Raw genomic sequence first — 22,383 nt, forward strand, 5'->3', positions numbered from 1 at the left:
TTTCACCAGTAACGGTATGCCGATTCTCGAGGTTACTCATGACAGCAACGGCGTTGACAGGTCAGTATCCCAAGTATCTAGGGAGCACCGGGGGCCTTCTAAATTCCGCTGAAACCGAAGAGAAATACGCCATCACTTGGAGCAGCTCAACAGCTCAGGTGTTCGAACTACCCACTGGCGGCGCAGCAGAAATGAATGAGGGCGAGAACCTCATGTACTTCGCTCGCAAAGAACAATGCCTCGCCTTAGGCACTCAACTGCGTACGTTCAAACCCAAAATTGAGGACTACAAAATTTATCGCGTCTTCCCTGGCGGTGATACCGAATTCCTGCATCCAAAAGACGGCGTATTCCCCGAGAAAGTCAATGAAGGGAGGGTTATGGTGAACCTCAACAATCGCCGGATCGGAGAAAACGCCAATCCAGCGAAATTAAAATTCAGCGGTCGCAACACATACGACGCCTGAACTCCTTTCGCCTGAAGGGTACGGGGATCTTCAACGACTCGGCACCAGCTGCGAAGATTCCCTCATGCTCAGCTCTGATCGTGCCCATTTCTTTGAGATGGCTGCTAGTGGTGCCAATTTCATTCCTTTGGCCCACAGTTGGCCAGCGGATCTGGAGACCCCTCTCACAACTTGGTTAAAAGTTGGTGCAGGCAATCCCCCTGGGGTCTTACTAGAATCGGTCGAAGGGGGGGAAACGCTCGGTCGTTGGAGTGTGGTGGCCTGCAATCCACTTTGGACCGCCACCTGCCGAGGCAATCAGCTCACACGTCGTTGGCGAGACGGACGAACCGATGAAGCCATCGGCAACCCTTTTGAAGGCCTCAGGCAATGGCTTGCTCCTTATCGCTCCGCAACCCTGCCAGGCCTACCCCCCCTTGGCCAGCTCTATGGCATGTGGGGTTTTGAACTGATCAAGTGGGTTGAACCAACAGTGCCCGTTCACTTGAGGGACAACAACGATCCACCTGATGGCATCTGGATGCTGATGGACAGCATCTTGATCATTGACCAAGTCAAACGCCTCATCACTGCCGTGGCATACGCAGACCTGAGCGGGGAGCAAACGGCTAACGACGCTTGGGACAAGGCACAAGCACGCATTCAAGACCTAGAAAAGTGCATGGCGGAACCACTTGCGCCGATTCAACCACTGCAATGGCAACCAAAAAGCCAATCTCCACCTTCCACCATCAGTAACTACAGCCAACAAGGCTTTGAGGAGGCAGTTCAAACGGCCAAGCAACACATCGCAGCAGGTGATGTCTTCCAGCTTGTGATCAGTCAACGGCTCGAGACCAGAGTTCCTCAACAGCCACTTGAGCTCTACCGAAGTCTGCGGATGGTGAATCCTTCTCCATATATGGCTTTCTTTGACTTCGGCGACTGGCAGCTGATTGGCTCAAGCCCGGAGGTCATGGTCAAGGCGGAGCCTGTCGCCGATGGCATTAAGGCCAGCCTTCGGCCTATTGCCGGCACGCGTCCGCGTGGCTGCAACGAACTGGAGGATCAAAATCTAGAAGCAGAGTTGATGGCAGATCCCAAGGAACGAGCCGAGCATGTGATGTTGGTTGATCTTGGCCGCAATGACCTTGGACGCGTTTGCAAGCCGGGCAGTGTGACGGTGAAAGAGCTGATGGTGATCGAAAAATATTCCCACGTCATGCACATCGTCAGTGCAGTGGAAGGTTTGCTTGCCAAAGGCAAGGATGTTTGGGATCTACTCATGGCCTCATTCCCAGCAGGCACAGTCAGTGGCGCCCCAAAAATCAGGGCCATGCAGCTCATTCATGAACTCGAACCCAACTCAAGAGGACCCTATTCAGGTGTGTATGGGTCCATAGATCTCAACGGTGCCCTGAATACAGCTATAACCATTCGCACAATGATCGTGCACCCCCATCCTGAAGGCGGCTGTCAAGTCAAGGTTCAAGCAGGCGCTGGTGTGGTGGCCGATTCCATCCCCACCAATGAATACGAAGAGACCCTCAACAAGGCAAGGGGCATGCTCACAGCCCTGGCCTGCCTCGAGTCCCACAAGTCATGAATACCAGGCTGCTACTTAAGGGGTTTGAAGTGGAGCTTTTCACAGGACGCTTCAGCGGTGAGCACGTCGGCGTAGCAACAGCCGCCGCAAGCGATCTCTCTGATTTCGTCACCGAACCAGACCACCGAAATCTGGAATACATCACTGAGCCCAATCAACACTACGGCCCATTGAGGGAAGCCCTGTTGGCTCCGAGGCGAAGACTGCGTCAATGGTTGGTTCCACGTCAGCTCACCTTGATTCCTGGTAGCACCCTCAGCCTGGGCGACAGTCATCGCTTTGAACGTTCTGATCCGCTCAACCCTTATCACGATTTGATTGAGGCCAACTACGGCACCAGGGTGGTCACCACCAGTGTCCACATCAACCTAGGGATTGAAGATCTACCGCTGCTATTTACTGCACTGCGCTTGGTGCGTTGTGAAGCAGCCCTCTTTCTTGCCCTGAGTGCAAGCTCCCCCTTCCTCGATAGCAAGCCCACGGGGAGCCACTCTCAGCGATGGCTGCAATTCCCACTCACTCCAGAGCGGGTGCCACTCTTCCAAAACCATCCTGACTATGTCGCTTGGGTTGAAGCACAACTAGACACTGGCACGATGCAAAATGAGCGTCATCTATGGACCTCAGTACGGCCAAACGGACCTCGCCGCCCCTATCAACTCAACCGTCTAGAGCTGCGCATCTGCGACTTAATCACCGATCCCGATGTTCTGCTCGCAGTGACTGCCCTAATCGAACTGCGAGTACTCAGCCTTCTTCAGAACCCAAACCAACTGGATCCTCTGAAAGTGAGTCAACTAACCACCGATGAACTTGCTGATCTTTGTGATGCAAATGATTCTGCTGTCGCTCAAATGAGCTTGGACGCAACCCTGCACCACTGGCGAGATGGGAGCCCCATCCTTTGCCGCTCCTGGATCGAGACATTGTTGGAGGAAGTCATTCCGATCAGTAGAGATCTGGGTCTGGAGGAACAACTTGCACCGCTGCATGCAGTCCTAAATAAGGGCAATCAAGCCATGCAATGGCTACAAGACTATGCCGATGGCAAGTCTGTGGAGGCTGTCATTCAAGACAGCATTGCCGAAATGAACGCCGAAGAGCTCCACACAAGCAAAGCCGAGGCCATTTTGGGATGATCATGGCCAAACCTGAGTCCACCAGCGCGTCGATGCAGCAGTCCTCCGCCCAAAAACCTGATTGCGATCAGCCCAGGGCAATCTTGGAAGGACAGCAGCCAGGACGCTTACTGCAGAACCGCCTTGAACTGGTGGAAGACCTTTGGCAAACGGTGCTACGCAGCGAATGTCCACCGGATCAGGCAGAACGACTGCTTCGACTTAAGCAACTCAGTGAACCTTTGGCCCTTGAAGGGGCTGATGAAAACAGCACTAGCACGGCAATCGTGCTGTTGATCAAAGAGATGGACCTGGCCGAAGCGATCACCGCAGCACGCGCCTTCTCCCTCTATTTCCAACTGGTAAATATCCTCGAGCAACGAATCGAGGAAGACAGCTACCTGGCCAGCATGTCTTCTGGCAAAGGAAATAATGACCAAGACAAACTCTATGACCCCTTTGCTCCACCACTCGCCACTCAGACAGACCCAGCCACATTCAGGGAGCTGTTTGAACGACTTCGCCGTCTCAACGTGCCCCCAGCTCAGCTGGAGACCCTTCTACAGGAGATGGATATCCGCCTAGTTTTCACTGCTCATCCCACTGAAATCGTCCGTCATACCGTTCGCCATAAGCAACGCAGGGTTGCAAGCCTGTTGCAACAGTTGCAATCAGATCCAACAACATCGATATCTGAGAAAGAAATCCTGAGGCTGCAGCTTGAGGAGGAGATCAGGCTCTGGTGGCGTACCGATGAGCTTCATCAGTTCAAGCCCTCCGTTCTGGATGAGGTGGATTACGCCCTCCACTATTTCCAACAGGTGCTTTTTGATGCCATGCCCCAGCTACGGCGACGCCTGATAACCGCAATGGCCGAGAGCTATCCGGACGTACACATTCCACAAGCTGCCTTCTGCACCTTTGGATCTTGGGTTGGATCAGATCGAGACGGCAATCCTTCCGTTACACCAGAAATTACCTGGCGCACTGCCTGTTATCAACGTCAGCTGATGCTGGAGCGCTATGTCAATGCCGTTCAAAGCCTCCGTGATCAACTCAGCATCTCCATGCAATGGAGCCAGGTAAGCACTCCACTGTTGGAGTCCCTGGAAATGGACCGGCTTCGATTCCCCGAGGTTTACGAGGAACGGGCAGCCCGCTATCGACTCGAGCCTTACCGCCTCAAACTCAGCTACACCCTGGAGAGGTTGAAACTCACTCAACAACGCAACCAGCAATTGGCCGAAGCAGGCTGGCAAACCCCACCAGAAGGCCTCAACCCCAGCCCCAATGTGATTAGTGCGGGAGAAGCCCTTCACTACAAATCAGTAGCAGAATTCCGCAGCGACCTGGAACTGATCCGCAACAGCCTGGTCAGCACAGATCTGAGCTGTGAGCCTCTGGATACCCTCTTAAATCAGGTCCACATCTTCGCTTTCTCACTAGCCAGCCTCGACATCCGTCAGGAGAGCAATCGCCACAGCGATGCTCTCGACGAAGTAACCCGTTACCTAAACCTCCCTAAGGCCTATGGCGAAATGCCCGAAAGTGAGCGGGTGGAATGGTTAATGGAGGAACTACAGACTCGCCGCCCCCTGATCCCCTCTGCCGTTATCTGGTCGCCCAGTACAGCAGAAACAGTGGCCGTGTTTCGCATGCTGCACCGACTGCAGGAGGAATTCGGCAGCCGAATCTGCCGCACATATGTGATCTCAATGAGTCACTCAGTCTCAGATCTACTCGAAGTGCTGCTGCTAGCCAAAGAAGCCGGCCTCGTGGATCCGGCGGCTGGCCATGCAGAACTGCTTGTGGTGCCCCTCTTCGAAACCGTAGAGGATCTCCAGCGGGCTCCAGCAGTGATGGAGGCACTTTTGAATTCACCTGTCTACCGCAATTTGCTCCCTCGTGTCAGTGAACAGGTCCAACCTCTGCAGGAGCTGATGCTGGGCTATTCGGACAGCAACAAAGACTCCGGATTTCTCTCCAGCAATTGGGAGATCCATCAAGCCCAAATTGCCCTGCAAGATCTAGCTAACCGCCAGGGTGTGGCTCTGCGCCTGTTCCATGGACGCGGTGGATCTGTTGGCAGAGGAGGCGGCCCCGCCTACCAAGCAATCCTTGCCCAACCAAGCGGAACCGTGCGCGGCCGAATCAAGATCACTGAGCAGGGAGAAGTGCTGGCATCGAAATACAGCCTGCCCGAGCTAGCCCTTTACAACCTAGAAACATTCACAACGGCCGTCCTGCAGAACAGTCTGGTAACCAACCAGCTGGATGCCACCCCAAGTTGGAACCAACTGATGACCAGACTGGCTGGCCGTTCACGTGAGCACTATCGGGCCCTCGTCCACAACAACCCTGATCTGGTGGCCTTCTTCCAACAGGTCACGCCGATCGAAGAAATCAGCAAATTGCAAATCTCCAGCCGTCCTGCTCGACGCAAAAGCGGCGCCAAGGACCTCTCTAGCCTGCGAGCGATCCCCTGGGTCTTTGGCTGGACGCAAAGTCGCTTCCTACTACCGAGCTGGTTTGGCGTGGGAACAGCCTTAGCCGCCGAAGTCGAATCAGACGCTGACCAGCTTGACCTTCTGCGCAGACTGCACCAACGCTGGCCATTCTTCCGAATGCTGATCTCCAAGGTGGAGATGACCCTTTCAAAAGTAGACCTAGACCTGGCCCATCACTACATGACTAGCCTTGGCAGCGAAGATTACCGTGAAGCCTTTAACCGTATCTTCGAGATCATCGAAACGGAGTACAGCCTCACCCGCCGGTTGGTCTTAAACATCACAGGACAACCCAGGTTGCTCGGGGCCGATCCCGCCCTACAGCAATCAGTAGATCTTCGCAATCGCACGATCGTGCCACTTGGTTTTCTGCAAGTGGCCCTGCTTCGCAAACTGCGTGATCAGAACCGGCAGCCACCAATGAACGAGGCTGGCGATGGTCGCACTTACAGCCGCAGCGAACTGCTAAGAGGCGCACTGCTCACCATTAACGGCATTGCTGCAGGCATGCGCAACACCGGTTAAAACCACCTTGCTTGCCTTTCTTCAACAGCCCGAACTCCCCCCCGGCTTCCGGCTCGACCTTGAACAGCCACCCAATCCTCGAGCACTCAACAAACTTCTCGCTCGTTGTAGAGAAGCCACTCACACCCCAGAGCAATGGGCCCTGGCCTTTGAGCGAAGCGTTTGGCATCTAAGCATTGTCGAACAAGCAAACGGAACCCTGGTTGGTTTTGTGCGCGCCACAAGCGACCATGGCCTCAATGTCAACCTCTGGAATCTCGTCGCCCAACCCGGCTCATTACAAGGACAATTGCTTGCAGTTCTCGTGCATCAAGCGCTTGAGAATTTGCGCCGCATTCTGCCTGGTTGCAGCATCTCAATATTGGCACCTGCCAACTCCCTCCAAGCATTGAAGGATCAAGGCTTCATCGTTGATCCTGATGGCATACGAGCAATGAGTTATCGACTCCGCTAAGTCGTCGAGTCAACATCGTTATCGGATCCTTCCTGCAGCGATCAAAACCACGCTTGTAACCCAAGCATGGCGAGAGAAGTGCAGCACTCTGGCCATCTTTGCTTGGCCTACTACAACCTGAATTGAGATCAGCGCCTCAGCTGAACAATGCCACTGACGACGCTTGAAGAGTGTGGGAGCTAAAGCAAATACGAGCATGGAGGGACTCGAACCCCCGACCCTCAGAACCGGAATCTGATGCTCTATCCAACTGAGCTACATGCCCACAAATATCGGCTGGATGCCGCTATATGAGAGCAACTCTCAAGCCCCCTCAATCAAGGTACCTTAACCTCATGCCGCTCCAAGACCGATTCGGCTTCACCAGCTCGAACTGCAGGGGTACCGCAATTACAGCAGGCTTCAGCTGGAGTTGACGGAAAATCGTCTGCTGGTCATTGGCCCCAACGGCATCGGTAAATCCAACCTTCTCGAAGCCGTAGAGCTGCTCGGCAGCCTGCGCTCGCATCGCGCCAGCAGCGACCAAGACTTGATCCACTGGGAAGAACAGCGAGCGCTGCTTCGCGCCATCGCTGATGACACTGAGAAGCTCGAACTGGAATTACGACGGCAAGGAGGTCGTCAAGCCCGCCGCAACGGCAAAACGCTCACCCGCCAATTGGATCTGATTGGTCCACTGCGTTGCGTGGGGTTTAGCGCTCTCGATCTCAATCTCGTTCGAGGCGAACCTGCCCTGCGGCGCCAATGGCTTGATCGCGTCGTACAACAACTTGAACCGATCTATTCAGATCTGATCAGTCGCTTCAACAAGCTGCTGCGTCAACGAAGCCAGCTATGGCGTCAGTGGCGCCATATCCCGATTCATGAGCGTGATTCGCTCTTGGATGCCTTCGATGTACAGATGGCTTTAGTCAGCACACGCATTCATCGACGTCGCAGTCGAGCTCTCGCCCGCCTTGAACCACTCGCAGCCCGATGGCAAGAAACCCTCAGCAAGCACAAGGAACGATTGCGACTCGACTATCAGCCAGGCAGCCAACTGGAAGGCGAGGAAGAGGAAGAGCCTTGGCGGTTGGCGATCGAAACGCAGCTCCTAGGCCAGCGCAGCGAGGAGGAACGATTAGGGAGCTGCAGGATCGGTCCTCATCGCGACGAGGTGAGATTGCTGCTCAACGATTCAGAAGCGCGCCGCTTTGGCTCAGCAGGGCAACAACGAACCGTGGTGCTGGCACTCAAGCTTGCCGAACTAGAACTCGTAGGCGAACTCTGCGGTGAACCCCCTCTGCTGTTATTGGATGACGTTCTTGCGGAACTTGATCCCGGCAGACAGTTACTGCTGCTGGAGGCTGTCGGAGAGAAGCATCAGTGCCTCGTTAGCGCGACCCATTTGGAGGGTTTCCAGGATGAATGGCAACAACGATCACAGATCATCGAAGCAGGATCTTTGAATCGCTCGGAAGAGGTCCGCTAAGGTGGCGAGCTGATTTTTATTGCCTTGATGGAGAGAACCCTGTCTTGCTTGCATCCCAATCCAGGATGGGAAGACACCGATTGCCAAGACAACGCAAGCTCCATCAATCACAGCGCCACCGACATGGTGGGCAAGCACTGCATCCTCGAGCTTTATGACTGCGATCACACCAAGCTCAATGACGAAGCCTTTCTGAGAACCACGATCACAACAGCAGCGAAGCGTGCTGGTGCCACTCTTCTCAATCTCATCACTCACAGATTTGAACCTCAGGGGGTCACAGGGCTTGCCCTGCTGGCTGAATCGCATCTCTCCATCCACACATGGCCTGAGAATGGTTATGCCGCGGTGGATGTCTTCACTTGCGGCGATCAAACGATGCCGGAACGAGCTTGTGAGCTCTTACGCCAGGAACTTGGTGCCAAAAGCCATGCATTAAAGAGCTTCCAACGGGAAACACCAGCAGCTCTAGCGACCGCAATACGCCATCCAAAGGCTTAATCAGCTAGAGCGAGCTGCTGAATACCAATACTGAAGCGCTTGAGTGGTCGTCACGGGCACTTCTAGAACACAAGGTGTATCTCACGCCTGCTCACATTGACCCATTCATCCATCTTCCGGTTAGTGGTGGCTTGAGATTCAGAGGCTGGTGACTAGTCAAGCCTCGTGTTCTGCTCAAACTTATCCAAATGCTCTTCTTCTAACCTCAACCTTTGCTCTTCCCTTTTCCGATCATCGTCTCTCTTTCTCTCTTCTAAAGTAAGAACTTGCCCCAACCCAATCACCATTCCATTGAGCTCATCAAACCTTTTGTTCATGAGCCCTAGCATTTTTTCTAGGTCTTGGATAGCTAATTCTGTTTGACTGAGCTGTTCTTGAGACTCCTTCAGCAGTTCCGATGTAGGCTTCATAGCAAGTATTGAAAAGTATTTGAATACAGAGAAATTTTCTAGCGAAAGAGTGACCACAACGTTCTAACCATTTGACTAAGTCGTTCCAACCACTTATCTACAACCACAACTAACACTGGATATTTAGACAAGGAAGATAAGAGCCTAGTAAATATAAATGCCGGAGCGAGAGAATGATTTAGCATGAACACAGGTTCGGTTTACTCTCCATCTCTCAGCCATTAGCAATGTATATGGATGCATACAAGAGGATATTAAGCCTGGGCAAAACGATGGAGAGGGATTAGCCATCATCTCTATACTCTTCTCAAAAGCATTGAAGCCTTCATTCAAGCTAAAGAGTTGTTAGTTCCAGCAGCCCTTTCTAAATAGGCCTCACCACTTTCTATCAGCGAAGAGAGCAGTAATTTTCTATTTGATTCATCATTACAGCAACTATGCCAACTACGGCAGGTTGGAATGTGATGGCATCAGTGAGTAGCACCCCAGCTTTTTGCAACTGGCATCAAGCCTGAAAGCTTGCTCCAAACGGTATGCATGGTTTTGCCAGAACTACCGGCACCAAAGCAAAAGCGGCTCAAGGTGCCATTGGGGCTCAAGGAAGCTGAAACGGCTGGTTGAAAAAGGTAGAAGCAGTCATTGCAAGAAGAACCGGGTCTCACCAGGACAGCAGAAATTACCGTTTGCCTTTAACATCAGGCTCAATCAAATTCCAGAAGATTGGCATCAAGTTGTGGTGAGATTTAGAAAAGCCAATGGCATCCGCGATGGTGATTCAAGGCTATTGCTGAGGTGAACAGGTTGAGCAAATAAGCCTATTAATAAACGTATTAAACGCAGGGGCTGAGTTCACTGTGGCTAAATATTTTAAATGGAACTGACCAATGCAGAATCACCAATGGAAGAATTACCAGAGCGATATTAGTGCCAGGTATTTAATAGTTAATTAGCTGCTTTTATGAGAGTTTTGATGAGACGTTAAATCCGAGATGGGCCAGTACTATTTAACGACTTCCCAGCCGTAGTTGTCAGGCCAGCCCTCGCTCTCATCTCGCCGTAGGGTTACAGTGGTGCCCATCCAACGTATACGTCGATTTGGTATAGCACTTATTAGGCCAGCCCTCGCTTGAATCATGAACGCGTATATTCCTATGCCTAACGGCTTCAGATAAGGCTTGAATGGTTGGCTTTTGCCATGCTTTTTTCTTGGTTTCTGCAGCTGAACTATTACTACCAAAGCGATAGCTGATGTTTCCTGAAACTCTGGTTTCAAAGGCTTCGTCATAGGAAACATTGATGCCAGCTGTTAAACCATCAGCGATCAGATAATCCAGCTCAACCTGCACACCAGAACCATCAGCATCATCAAGATCACCTTGCTGGTAGTAATAACCAACAGAGGCATTGAGATCAGGGGTGATGAAATAACCAACATCAAGGCCATAGGTATCAAGCGCTCCGCCTTGAAAGGCTCTATTTAGCTGCTGCTCTGTATCACCAACAGGGATAAGGGCATAGGCATTGAAGTTCCAGGTATCAGATACTGCTTCTAAACCTGCTGCGATCTGCTGAAAGAAAGCACTTTCCTTGTCGTAGAGGGTGACACCTGAATCAGCATTGCCTGTATTCATCGGCCGGCTGTCATAGCCAGCATTCACTCCAACCATCCAAGAGCGGTCTCCGTTTAGCCAGCGGTAACCCAAACGAGTTGAAGTGCTGATCGTGGTACCAGCAACCTCTGTATTGACGATGCTGCTGGTGCCGCCGTAATCAGCAAAGTTGGCATTGAGCAGAACATCAGCAAAGAACACACTGTTCTCACCAACAGCTATCGGCAGAAACGCGCCAATACCTGCTTGGTTAGGCGTTCCTGCTCCTTGCAATGCACCTTGAAAACCCCAGTTGAAGCGCACAGCATCCTTGAGGTTGATCTCCATCACGCCGAGATCTGCTGCACTGCCGTCTTCTTCTTGAGCAGCTACTGGTTGGATGGGTGTGTTGACTAAAGCAAGAGCCGCAGCACCAGTGAGCGATAAGGAGAGGCGAAGGGAATGCTGCACTGGGATTGAGCGCTTAAAAGGTCACTCATTATCTGGTTGATTTCTGGTTACAGCTATCAGGCCACATCAACTGCAGAACTCATCTGTTTAGGGTTTGTGCCAACAAACATCAAAAAGCCCCGCCTTAGAGCGGGGCTTTTGCTTATTTAGTTTCTCCCCCTGGGGCGGTGGCGACTTTTTGTTTTCATCCTTCACCGCTATCAATAGATTCACTCAACCTCTTTAAAAACGCAGTGACCTGGCTCAATGCCAGCCGTGAGTTTGAGCACAAGCATCAAAAACATGTGCGTTTTCTCTGCAAGTAGAGAAAATAACTGCCATGAAGAAGGGCACCCGCGTTGGAGGCCCTCAAGTCCAGGACTAGTTGTCAGGGCATCTAAGACCTCGGTCTTCAAGTTCCGGTTTTCACCGAGAAGGAAAGGGCGTTCAGTAGGAAAAAGTGCTAATTCTCCCTCCCATGTGCAGCCTCTCTAGCTGCTGGAATTTGATGTGCAGAAATGCTCATGGTTGATTCGGCAAAAGTCTGTATTGTTTGCGAGCTAGAAGCGCAGCCGCAGGTTTGCCACCAGCACACCCAAACAGCATTGAACACTTGGATAAGAACACAGCCATTCATGAGGCAGAGGTGCTTCGCCTTGAGGCATCCCTCGCCGCAAAGCCCCATAGCCAACAAAACCTGATTGACCGCAAGCATCCAAGCACCAAGAAGACGACTAATAGTCGCTCTGCTCGCCCTGAATCAAGCTCAAAGCAAAACTGAAGCAATCATCAGTTTTTCCTGCGTTATCAAGATGCAGACGGACAAGGGATAGGGGCATCTCAACAGCCACCCTTGTTAGCCATCGTGACTCCAAAGCCGGCAGAGCTAGCTCTAGCTAGCTGATTCCCTCTCAATCTCCAAATCAAGCTGTTGTTGCTACTCGCCCAGCTGGTTGAGCAGCAACAACAATCTTTCAGGCTTGTGGCCCATGACATCAGCCACAGCAGCCAGTTCAATCATCCCCCGATAGCAACTCAGTCAAGAGGAGTCGCGAAAGGGATACAGCCGCAAGCCATTGCAAGCCTTCAATGCACTTGGCCAGTGCGATTGAGCTTGCCACTGACCAAACCTTCCAGATCAAGGCTGATGGAGGTGAAACCCAGCGCAAGGAAATGCGCGACGACCTGCTCACGATCCAACTCAAGCACCACATCCTCAATCCGATCAGCGGGAACTTCAATGCGTGCAGCCAAGCCCTGGCTGCGCACTCGCACCTCAGCAAAACCAAGCGTTCTTAACCAGGCTTCAGCCAGACCAACCTGACGCAATCGTTGAGCGTTGATGCTATTGCCATAGGGAAAACGTGATGCCAGGCAGGGCTGCGCGGGCTTATCCCACCAAGGGAATCCAAGAGCTCGTGACATCTGACGTACACCTGCCTTGCCAATCTCCAATTCAGCCAGCGGAGAACGCACACCCGCCTCAAGGCCCGCCTCAATGCCAGGCCGATGCTCTCCCAAGTCGTCGTGATTCACGCCATCCACCACCTGAGCTCCACCGGCTGATTGCGCAATCGGACCCAGATGCCGATGTAATTCACGCTTACAAGCAAAACAACGGTCTGTGGGATTGCTGCTATAGGCCGGATCATCCAATTCTTGAGTCATGCATTCCTGGTGACGAATCTCAAGCCAGGCAGCCTGTTGACGTGCTTCATCGAGAAGCTCAGGGGCAAGTGCAGGAGAAACCCCTGTCACAGCAAAGGCTTGGGGGCCAAGTTGTTCCCGCGCAATCGCTGCCACTAGTGCACTATCAACTCCACCGGAATAGGCCACACAAACGCGTCCAAAACTGGCAAGACGCTTGCGCAACATCTGCAACTGGGCATACTCCCGCTCCGGCAAAGGTTCCAACTGCCGAAACACCGCTGCACCAGCCGTCCCAGCAACCACCTTCTCAGCCCATCGATCTCGTTAAGCTCCAACCGTAGAGGACCCGTCAATGGCTTCGCAGACGGCAGCATCCAAGACACCCAGAAATCGCCAAACATCAAGCGGCAGAAGAGGACGTGGGATTGGCATCGCGACCGCAGCCGAAAGCAATGAACGCAGTCATGGCCAACTGCACATCTATGACGGCGAGGGAAAAGGTAAAAGTCAGGCCGCTCTTGGTGTTGTCCTACGCACCATCGGGCTCGGCATCTGCGAGCAACGACGAACCAGGGTGCTGTTGCTTCGATTCCTAAAAGGCCCAGGCCGGGCCTACGACGAAGATGCTGCTATTGAGGCACTGCAACAGGGCTTCCCTCACCTGATCGACCAAGTACGCACTGGTCGGGGTGCATTTTTCATCGCCGAGGACGCTACCCGCTTTGATCGCCAAGAAGCCCAACGCGGCTGGGATATCGCCAAGGGAGCCATCGCCAGCGCCCTCTATTCAGTCGTTGTGCTTGATGAACTCAATCCCGTGCTGGATCTAGGCCTGCTGGCTGTTGACGATGTGGTCAAAACACTCACCGACCGACCTGACGGCATGGAGATCATCGTCACCGGACGTGCCGCTCCACGAGCCCTAGTTCAGGTAGCCGATCTGCATTCCGAAATGCGCGCCCATCGTCGGCCGGAGCCTCAGGATGACAGCGTCATTCCCTTCATGACCACCGGTGGAATTGAGATCTACACCGGTGAAGGCAAAGGCAAATCCACCAGTGCCCTAGGCAAGGCTCTACAGGCCATTGGCCGTGGCATCAGCCAAGACAAAAGCCATCGCGTGTTGATCTTGCAGTGGCTTAAAGGTGGCAATGGCTACACCGAAGACGCTGCGATTGCCGCCTTAAGAGAAAGCTATCCCCACCTTGTTGATCATCTTCGCTCCGGCCGTGATGCCATCGTCTGGCGAGGTCAACAACAACCGATCGATTACGTCGAAGCAGAGCGCGCCTGGGAAATTGCCAGAGCCGCCATCGCCAGTGGGCTCTATAAAACTGTCATCCTCGATGAACTCAATCCCAGCGTGGATCTTGAACTGATTCCTGTGGAGCCGATTGTTCAGACCCTGCTGCGCAAGCCGGCTGAAACCGAAGTGATCATCACCGGCCGCTGCAAAAACCAACCTGCCTACTTCGATCTGGCCGGCGTCCACTCAGAAATGGTGTGCCACAAGCACTATGCCGAACAGGGCGTAGACCTCAAGCGAGGCGTGGATTACTGAATAAATAACGCTTCTCGAACACCTTCAACTAATTCCTGTCCCATCAAAGCCAATATCGAGACTCGATCATATGGGAATTAAAACGGTTCAAACTCTTATTTCTAGAAGCCCAGCAGATAAAACAGCTTGATCAAGGCGACTTGCATGACACGGCCACGAGCGGGCAGATAGAAGCAAGCCGCGACAGCCTTCCTCCCGACCCGGCGAGTTAGAGGTTCAGTCAATCACCAACTTTCAACTGGAATAGGTTGCCCTGCATGAGCATGGGGGACGAGCCAGAGGGATGCAGGCTGATCTCAGTAGCGTTGCACCGAGGGGTCAACTTCCTGGCTCCAAGCGTCGATGCCACCTGCCACATTGAGGCCCTCGATACCAGCACGCTTGAGAGCGATCAGGGCCTTGGCGCTTCGCCCCCCCAGCTTGCAGTGCACATAAAGTCGCTTCCCCTTGACCAAATAGCGCAATTGCTCGATAGCACTCCCGCTCTCGATCTGATCAAGGGGTATCAGCACAGACCCGGCAATAGTGGCAATTTCCGCTTCCTTGGGGGTGCGCACATCAACTAGCAAAACGTCGTCTGCACCGCTCTCGAGCAGCGCTTTTAAATCGCTGACACTAATACTCTCCACCGCGCCTGCCTCCGGGGCAATGTTGCCCATTCCACAGAAATTCTGATAGTCAATCAGCCTATCGATTACAGGGCTGTCGGGGCTAGGGCATAACTTGAGCTCGCGGAAGCTCATCTTTAGGGCATCGAATAGTAGAAGCCTGCCGCTGAGGCTGGTCCCGACCCCGATGATGATCTTCACCGTTTCGATGGCCTGGATCAGGCCGATGATGCCAGGCAACACTCCAACGACACCACCTTCTGCGCAGGAAGGAACCATGTCTGCCGGTGGCGGTTCGGGGTAAAGATCGCGGTAGTTAGGACTATCTCTAGTGAGATTAAAAACCGAAGCCTGACCTTCAAACCTGAAGACTGCACCGTAGATATTGGGCTTCCCCAGCATCACGCAAGCGTCGTTGACCAGATAGCGAGTAGGGAAGTTGTCCGTACCATCGCAAACGATGTCATAAGGCCGGATGATGTCGAGAGCGTTGTCGCTAGTGAGGGCGATCTCGTAAAGATCCACCTGGCAATGGGGATTAATCTCGTGGATGCGAGCTTTTGCCGACTCGATTTTCGGCTTGCCAAGCCAGCTTGTGCCGTGAATCACCTGACGCTGCAGGTTGCTGTGATCCACCACATCAAAATCAACGATACCCAGACGCCCTACACCGGCAGCGGCTAGGTAGAGCAGTATCGGAGAGCCAAGTCCCCCGATGCCGACGCAGAGCACCGAGGCAGCCTTGAGCCGCTGCTGTCCTGCTAGCCCCACCTCAGGAAGAATCAGGTGCCGTGAGAAACGTGCGATCTCATCTGGTATTAGCTCAACACTACTGATATCAAGAGGAAGCATGGCGGCTAGTGCGTGGGACAAAGCACATCGGCCTTCTTAGTCTCCCAAAGCTTCTAAGCAAACCAACGCCCATTAGTGCTGGTCGATGAACTCAACCACAACCTCAATCATGACCTTCTACCTCTAAAAGAAAAGGCCTATGAATGCAGAAGAATCACGGCTATCTCCAGACAACCAGTTAAAGGGGGAGGCCCAAGCCAAAACGAGCATCATAGGCATTCTACTATCCCAGTATTAGCATTACCTATTAGGCATGGGGTGTGAATAAGTCTTCTGGCAAAAGATTGCCAAATAAAGGCACTTCATCTTAAAACAATAATGAAGTTATATCAATTGACTGCTTTTAAGGTGCACTCTCCCGGTCACGCAGATTATTGCTACAAGGTGCCAAGACAGCTCCTTGATGGATCAGCCTGCCTGCAGATCAAGCTGCCAGCGTTGGCGCGAGTGGAAGCAGGGCATGGCCAAGGGCATAGGAATGAGCAAGGGCAAGGGCATGGGCATGGGCAAGCTCTAAGCCGCTGGCGAGGCTTGCGGCGATGAGCAACCTCGATCACAGCAACGAACAAGACGATCAGGCCAGCATCAATGCAGGCCAAGAAAGCTTTGCGGCTGATGGAGAAGCAACTAATAACGGCAATGCCAGCCCTGCTAACACGTCTGCTCCAAACAGCGAAGCCAGCAATCTGTCTGGCAATGGCAGCCAAGCCAGCGTTAGCAGCAGCCCCGATCCAGTTCTCAGCTTGAGCCCTGTTGCGACGGCATCAGCACTAACAGCAAGCGCAGACGCACAGGTGGCCGCAAATGCTGCTAATAGCTCGTTTGAGTATTACGTTTCTAATGATGGAGATGATGCCAACTTAGGCACAATTGATGCACCATTTGAAACGATCCAACATGCGATTACAAAAGTTGCAGCAGGCGATGTTGTTAATATTCGGGGCGGTATCTATCGCGAAAAATTACTCTTAGAAGATATACATGGAACGGCGGACAATCGAATTACATTTAAAGGTTACCAAGGCGAAGACGTCTTAATCACTGGGGCTAAGGAAATAACAACACCCTGGGAAATTCACGAAGGCAATATCTGGAAAACAACAGTTGACTTCGATGTCTCGCAACTGTTCCTTGATGACAAAATGCTAACGGGAGCCCGTTGGCCGAATATCACGAAGGATTGGGATCAGCCAGATGATTCGAATGGCTATGACCCAACAGCAGATAGCTATTGGGATTTAAATGCTCGTGCAGAAATTAATGCTAATCCAGATAAAACAGGTGAATATATAAACCTTGAAGCCAAGCATAGCTTGGCAGATCTGGATTTCAGCGTAGAGGGGGCAATGCTGATTCCCCACAAATGGCTTGCTCCTAAATTTACACCAGGTGGCGGTCAGATTTTATCGCATAATGCAGGTGAGGGTACTTTTGAATTAGATAAAAGTTTTGAGCTTTACCTTCGATCTAAATCTCCGTACTTCCCACTAGAAGAAGAAGAACTAGAACTAGATTGGTCTGATGGAGATTTATGGGGTAAACATACAGGAATCAAATATTATTTAACTGGCCAACTGGAGCTATTGGATAGCCCGCGTGAATGGTTCTTCGACGTAGACAGCAGTGAACTCTATGCTTGGTTGGACGATAATAAAGATCCCAATGATTCCTATATTCAGGCTAGAACCCATGATAAAGGTACATATGATATCAACAACGATATTCTAGAAATAAAAGATAGTTCATTCTTGGATTTTAAAGGAATAACTCTACATACAGGTTCCTTTACTTTGGAGGAGGTAAAAGAAACTAGCTTCGAAGATAGCAAGTTTTTATATTCAACCAGTGAAGGGCATATGCTTAAATCCGGGGATTCGCCCTACTATAGTAATTATGCTAAAACAACGGGTATTGCAAATCTTTCCTGGGAAAGCTGTGAATTTGCATATTCCTATACTCCCTTTCTAACCCTTAACAAAGGAGGCTCTGGCTTCCTAATTAACAACAGCTATTTTCATAATAATGCTAGAGGTTCTGGTGTTGTAGATAACAGTAGGGCTCAAGACTATACGATGAGTCGCTCGACAGTACATACTATTGGCTATGGAGGCCTTTTTGGGCCTCGTGGTGCAGTATTCGATAATAATCATATCTACGGCTTTCACTTCAGCGGGGACAATTCAGCTATTCAGTTTCCAGCTGGTAATTCAAGAGAGGCAATCGTTAAAAACAATTGGATTCATGATGCTGCTGGCCGTAATGGTATCCGTTTTGACGGCGACCCAGGAAAAACGGATGGAACTATACACAATAACGTCGTATTTGATAATCGAAGGGGCTTGCGAATAAAAGGTGACCAACATACTATTCTCAACAATACGCTCTTTAATAATAGTCGCTATGATCTTGGGGTTTCATATGACAAGTTCTACGGATACGACCCTGAAGATAGTAGAGAACATGAAGACAGAATTAAAGGCACACGTGGAGTAGATCCCTACCGTGGAAATTTTAATTCAATAGTTCACAATAATGCTGGCAACAATAACCTCAAAAGAACACCTACAAACAGTACTTTTGTCCTTAATGAAGATGATAATACCGCTAATTTATCAAGAAAAGATCGAGGTACTTATTTAGAAGACGAACTTCGTGATCCTACTAATTATGACTTTAGGCCTCGAGAACATTCAGTTCTTATCGATGCAGGCACTGTTTTAGCTGGATATACGGATGAGTATGTAGGTGCAAAGCCTGATATTGGAGCGTATGAATACGGTGATTTGAACTATTGGATTCCTGGACATCAGATCGACAAAGCAAAGACCCCAGTTCCATTTGATAGCTCTGGCACTGTTAAAACGGATGCCGACTTGATGTGGCTAGAAGGCAAAGACTCCATCGCAAATAACGTCTATTTAGGTACAGATAAAAGCAACTTAGTTTTTCAAGGTAGCCAAGCCAACAACATCTTTGATCCAGGAACATTGATTGGTGGTCAACAATATTACTGGCGAATAGATACGGTGACCGATGACGACGTGATCGAAGGCGATCTTTGGGACTTCACTCCTGTCTCAGGCCAAGAAATTATTATTCCTACTGTTGAGGTCGCAGATGAAGCAAATGTTGCTGATTCAAGCGAATATGGTGCTGTTCCTTATTCGTACTACATTGGAAAATATGAAATTACTAATAGAGAATATGCCGCATTCCTAAATAGTGTTGCTGCTACAGATACTCATAACCTTTACAACCCAGAGATGTCAGACAAGGGTGGCATCTCGCGAGATGGGAAAAAAGGGCTTTTCACCTACAGCACTATTGATGGGCATGAAAATGATCCTGTTACTTTCGTTAATTTTTGGGATGCAGCGCGATTTACAAATTGGCTGACAAGTGGAGATACAGAAAATGGGGTTTATCAATTGGATGCTACAGGCATCGAAAACAACAGCATTACTCGCGACATAAGCAGTTGGGAAGAAGGTGGTGTTGCTATAGCGAATGAAGATGAATGGTACAAAGCTGCCTATTACAGCGGAGAGGATACGGGAGCTGATGGAGATGGCTATTGGTTATATCCAACTCAAAGCGACACGATTTCAATAGATGATGCCAATTACGGCGATAGTAAAGAAGGAGTTATCCCTGTTGGCAGCTTCGCGGATAATCCTAGTTACTACGGTACTTTTGATCAGGCTGGAAATGCTAGGGAGTGGATTGAAAGTATCCCAACCTCTACGAGTAGAGGTTGGCGTGGGGGCTCATTTACTAATAACGAATCCACGACTCGTTCTAGCAATCAAGGAAGTATTGGAGACAACGTTCAGTATAACAATACTGGATTTCGAGTTACAAGTTTGGCTCCAATCGGCAATGGCTTCTCAGCAATAGAAAATCAACAGCCAGCATGGCAAGCTGATAAATGGTCGACAGGAGAGGCTGTTGTTGAAAAAGATTATTCGTTCTCTATCCTTGATAATGCGGTTGATCCGGAATCAGAAATACTTTCGTTTAAATTATTAGATGGTCCTGAATGGCTGTCATTAGAAACCGATGGAAATCTCACAGGTTCTCCTACAGCTGAAGATCTAGGTATTAATTATGCACTTTTTAGAGTAACAGATCCACACGGCCTTTATGCAGATACTCCATATCCTGTTCGGCTTGAGGTGTTGCATCCCAACGCACCCACTGTAGAAGGAATTGCTGAGAGCCAGGTGGTATCAATAGTTGAAGAAACTCAGCTGGATGTGGTTGACGCTTCGGCTGACCAGGAAGTTGGTTGGAGCCTGCTAGGAGTCGATCAATCACTGTTTGAAGTGACTGACGATGGATTGGTTAGCTTTTTATACTTGCCAGATTATGAATCACCGACTGATCTTGATGAGGATAATCAATATGAAATAAGCTTATCAGCGAAGAATGCTCAGGGCTACGAGAAGATTGTTAATTTCATAGTAAATGTTCTTGATGATAATGTTAATCCAACCAATCTTGATCTGTCGAGCCTAACCTTTGATGAGAATATTATTGCCGGCACTTCTGTTGCCACTCTCCAAACTGTAGATCCTAATGTTGGTGATACACACACCTATGATTTTGCTGCGGGCAATGGTGATAGCGATAATATTAAATTTACCATCGATGGCAATCGGCTTCTGATTAACGAAAAGCCTAATTTTGAGGCTAAGGATGTTTATAACATAAACCTGCAAACAACTGATTCTCTAGGATTGTCATTTGAGAAGTCATTTGAGCTTTCTGTTGGTGACCTTAACGATTCCCCTACAGATATAGCGCTATCGGTCAGCTCGTTCGATGAGAATATAGAAGCTGGAACTTCTGTCGCGACGCTCAGCAGTATTGATCCTGATGCAAATGATTCCCACAATTATTCGTTTGCTGTAGGCGAGGGCAACATAGACAATACCTTTTTCAGTATTGATGGTGACCAGCTAAAGATCAACATATCGCCGGACTATGAATCCAAGGAAACGTTCAATATACGCTTGAAAACGACTGATATAGGAGGCCTGGCCTATGAAGAATCATTCGCTCTAACAACTAATGATTTGCAGGAAGTTGTTATCGATTCTGTACAGGTAATTGAATCAGGGAATGCTAGCGATTCAACAGGATTTGGTGCTGTCGCTTACGACTATCACATTGGGAAGTATGAGGTTAGCAACTCAGATTATAGTGTATTTTTAAACAATGTAGCCTCAGTTGATGATTATGATTTGTACTATTCCAAAATGTCTACAATTGGCGGCATTTTACGAACTAAAAGTGATAGCAAATTTACCTATAGCCCAATAGAAGGCAAAGAAAATGATCCTGTTACTTTCGTTAATTTTTGGGATGCAGCGCGATTTACAAATTGGCTGACAAGTGGAGATACGGAAAACGGGGTTTATCAATTGGATGCTGCAGGCATCGAAAACAACAGCATTACTCGCGACATAAGCAGTTGGGAAGAAGGCGGTGTCGCAATAGCGAATGAAGACGAATGGTACAAAGCTGCTTATTACAGCGGAGACCCTACGGGAGTTGACGGAAATGGCTATTGGTTATATCCGACTCAAAGCAACACGATTTCAATAGATGATGCTAATTACGACGATAGTGAAGAAGGAGTTATCCCTGTTGGCAGCTATAATAAGCCAAGCCATTACGGCACATTTGATCAGGCTGGCAATGCAAAGGAATGGACTGAAGGCGTTGAAAATGAGACTCGCCGCATACACCGAGGAGGCGCATTTAATAATAATGAATTAGTTCCCCTAGCATCGAAAAGCGGTAGCCAATCTGCCGCTTCTCATACTACTAGTACTGGTTTTAGAGTTACAAGTCTTGAACTAATTGGCAACGGTCGCAATTATATTGAAAATTATCAACCCTTCTGGCAAGAAGGCTATTCGAAAGGCTTGGATGCCGTTATCGGAGATGCATACTCTTTCTCAATTAAAGAAAGTGCCATCGATCCAGAAGGTGATCAACTTTCATTCAGCATGTTGGAAGCCCCTGAATGGCTGTCTTTAGATAGCCAGGGCAACCTTAGTGGCACGCCCTCCCAATCAGATATTGGTATTAATTATGCAACTTTTCGAGTAGCAGACACATCAGGTTTGTATCACGACACCCCTTTGCCTGTAGAAATTGAGGTCAATATAGGAGCAGAAGAAAGACTCTATCCATATATTGCAAATAGCTGGGCAGCAAATAAAGCCAGAACAGAGTTTAGTGATATCGAACTGGGTTATAGCCTGCATTTAAAAGAAGGAGAAGAAGCAGAACAAGCAACAGCAAGAAAGCAATTAGCCGTTCTTGGTGATTCTGTTGATCTCAGTGATATCTATCAGTTGGATATCACAGCCAAGAGCCTTGCAGCAGGATATAACTTAGAAACAGCAGATATCACGATCAACTTTGATCCTTATTTGTTTGATGAGATTAAAGCATCGGATATCACCATTGGCGGCCAGCTACCCATCGCCAATGCGGTACAGATTGATAATGTTGAAGGAACCATCCGTATTGCAGCAGCAAGTCTTGGAGATCTAGAAGCAGGAGATCTGTATGGAAACCATCTAACCGATGCCGGAGCAAGCATCGGTACCGATGGTGCT

At 50.0% G+C, this 22,383-nt stretch carries 16 protein-coding genes and 1 tRNA gene; 10 read left to right on the forward strand and 7 right to left on the reverse strand.

From position 1 onward, the window contains the following. The first annotated feature begins 38 nt into the window (after positions 1–38). The 5 genes from psaD to EV12_RS01865 all read left to right on the forward strand — a co-directional run bounded on the left by psaD (position 39) and on the right by EV12_RS01865 (position 6,656). A complete protein-coding gene (gene psaD / locus EV12_RS01845; RefSeq protein ID WP_036911259.1) occupies positions 39–467 on the forward strand; it encodes a photosystem I reaction center subunit II PsaD in 429 nt (142 codons plus the stop codon). A 64-nt stretch (positions 468–531) separates the two neighbouring features. After that, on the forward strand, positions 532–2,052 hold the full coding sequence (locus tag EV12_RS01850) for an anthranilate synthase component I family protein (RefSeq protein WP_036911260.1): 1,521 nt from the start codon (positions 532–534) through the stop codon (positions 2,050–2,052). Beyond that, entirely contained in the window at positions 2,049–3,191 is a 1,143-nt protein-coding gene (gene gshA / locus EV12_RS01855; protein WP_036911261.1) for a glutamate--cysteine ligase, read from the forward strand. The genes EV12_RS01850 and gshA overlap by 4 nt, the downstream gene beginning before the upstream one ends. Next, positions 3,188–6,202: a phosphoenolpyruvate carboxylase gene (ppc, locus tag EV12_RS01860; RefSeq protein WP_193742113.1), complete on the forward strand. Its 3,015-nt coding sequence runs from the start codon at positions 3,188–3,190 to the stop codon at positions 6,200–6,202. The genes gshA and ppc overlap by 4 nt, the downstream gene beginning before the upstream one ends. Further along, positions 6,174–6,656, forward strand: a complete 483-nt coding sequence (locus tag EV12_RS01865; protein WP_036911262.1) for a hypothetical protein — start codon at positions 6,174–6,176, stop codon at positions 6,654–6,656. The genes ppc and EV12_RS01865 overlap by 29 nt, the downstream gene beginning before the upstream one ends. 18 nt (positions 6,657–6,674) lie before the next feature. On the opposite strand, the gene EV12_RS13035 is transcribed toward EV12_RS01865, so the two are convergent. Together EV12_RS13035 and EV12_RS01870 are read right to left on the reverse strand one after the other, a co-directional pair. Continuing rightward, positions 6,675–6,854: a hypothetical protein gene (locus EV12_RS13035; RefSeq protein ID WP_072014256.1), complete on the reverse strand. Its 180-nt coding sequence runs from the start codon at positions 6,852–6,854 to the stop codon at positions 6,675–6,677. Then, positions 6,848–6,921: transfer RNA gene (locus tag EV12_RS01870), tRNA-Arg, on the reverse strand. Before EV12_RS01870 ends, EV12_RS13035 begins: the two co-directional genes overlap by 7 nt. A gap of 108 nt (positions 6,922–7,029) precedes the next feature. Here EV12_RS01870 and recF point away from each other — a divergent pair. Beyond that, the gene (gene recF / locus EV12_RS01875; RefSeq protein WP_241466525.1) at positions 7,030–8,127 is read left to right on the forward strand and encodes a DNA replication/repair protein RecF; all 1,098 of its coding nucleotides are present in this window, start codon (positions 7,030–7,032) and stop codon (positions 8,125–8,127) included. 27 nt (positions 8,128–8,154) lie between these two features. Then, positions 8,155–8,628, forward strand: coding sequence for an adenosylmethionine decarboxylase (gene speD, locus EV12_RS01880; protein WP_011826882.1), 474 nt, complete (start codon positions 8,155–8,157; stop codon positions 8,626–8,628). 152 nt (positions 8,629–8,780) lie between these two features. On the opposite strand, the gene EV12_RS01885 is transcribed toward speD, so the two are convergent. Both EV12_RS01885 and EV12_RS01895 read right to left on the reverse strand, forming a co-directional pair. Beyond that, a complete protein-coding gene (locus EV12_RS01885) occupies positions 8,781–9,095 on the reverse strand; it encodes a hypothetical protein (RefSeq protein WP_036911266.1) in 315 nt (104 codons plus the stop codon). 989 nt (positions 9,096–10,084) lie between these two features. Then, positions 10,085–11,098 carry an inverse autotransporter beta-barrel domain-containing protein gene (locus tag EV12_RS01895; RefSeq protein ID WP_052039499.1) on the reverse strand — a complete coding sequence of 338 codons (1,014 nt, stop codon included), beginning with the start codon at positions 11,096–11,098 and terminating at the stop codon, positions 10,085–10,087. Positions 11,099–11,630: 532 nt separating this feature from the next. Here EV12_RS01895 and EV12_RS13545 point away from each other — a divergent pair. Beyond that, a complete protein-coding gene (locus EV12_RS13545) occupies positions 11,631–11,858 on the forward strand; it encodes a hypothetical protein (RefSeq protein WP_036931178.1) in 228 nt (75 codons plus the stop codon). 305 nt (positions 11,859–12,163) lie between these two features. Here the strand turns inward: EV12_RS13545 and larE are convergent, their stop codons facing one another. After that, positions 12,164–13,003, reverse strand: coding sequence for an ATP-dependent sacrificial sulfur transferase LarE (larE, locus tag EV12_RS01905; protein ID WP_036911299.1), 840 nt, complete (start codon positions 13,001–13,003; stop codon positions 12,164–12,166). A gap of 76 nt (positions 13,004–13,079) precedes the next feature. On the opposite strand from larE, the gene EV12_RS01910 reads away from it, so the two are divergent. Further along, complete coding sequence (locus tag EV12_RS01910; protein WP_152562336.1) at positions 13,080–14,288, forward strand: cob(I)yrinic acid a,c-diamide adenosyltransferase; 1,209 nt, start codon at positions 13,080–13,082, stop codon at positions 14,286–14,288. Positions 14,289–14,584: 296 nt separating this feature from the next. Here the strand turns inward: EV12_RS01910 and moeB are convergent, their stop codons facing one another. Then, positions 14,585–15,748, reverse strand: a complete 1,164-nt coding sequence (gene moeB / locus EV12_RS01915) for a molybdopterin-synthase adenylyltransferase MoeB (RefSeq protein ID WP_036911272.1) — start codon at positions 15,746–15,748, stop codon at positions 14,585–14,587. Between the two features lie 424 nt (positions 15,749–16,172). Continuing rightward, a complete protein-coding gene (locus EV12_RS14745; RefSeq protein ID WP_255327640.1) occupies positions 16,173–16,295 on the reverse strand; it encodes a hypothetical protein in 123 nt (40 codons plus the stop codon). On the opposite strand from EV12_RS14745, the gene EV12_RS12855 reads away from it, so the two are divergent. Beyond that, the coding region (locus EV12_RS12855) for an SUMF1/EgtB/PvdO family nonheme iron enzyme (RefSeq protein WP_052043455.1) at positions 16,288–22,383 on the forward strand (6,096 nt) is incomplete at its 3' end. The genes EV12_RS14745 and EV12_RS12855 overlap by 8 nt on opposite strands.

This window comes from Prochlorococcus sp. MIT 0701 (assembly GCF_000760295.1).
GTDB lineage: Bacteria > Cyanobacteriota > Cyanobacteriia > PCC-6307 > Cyanobiaceae > Prochlorococcus.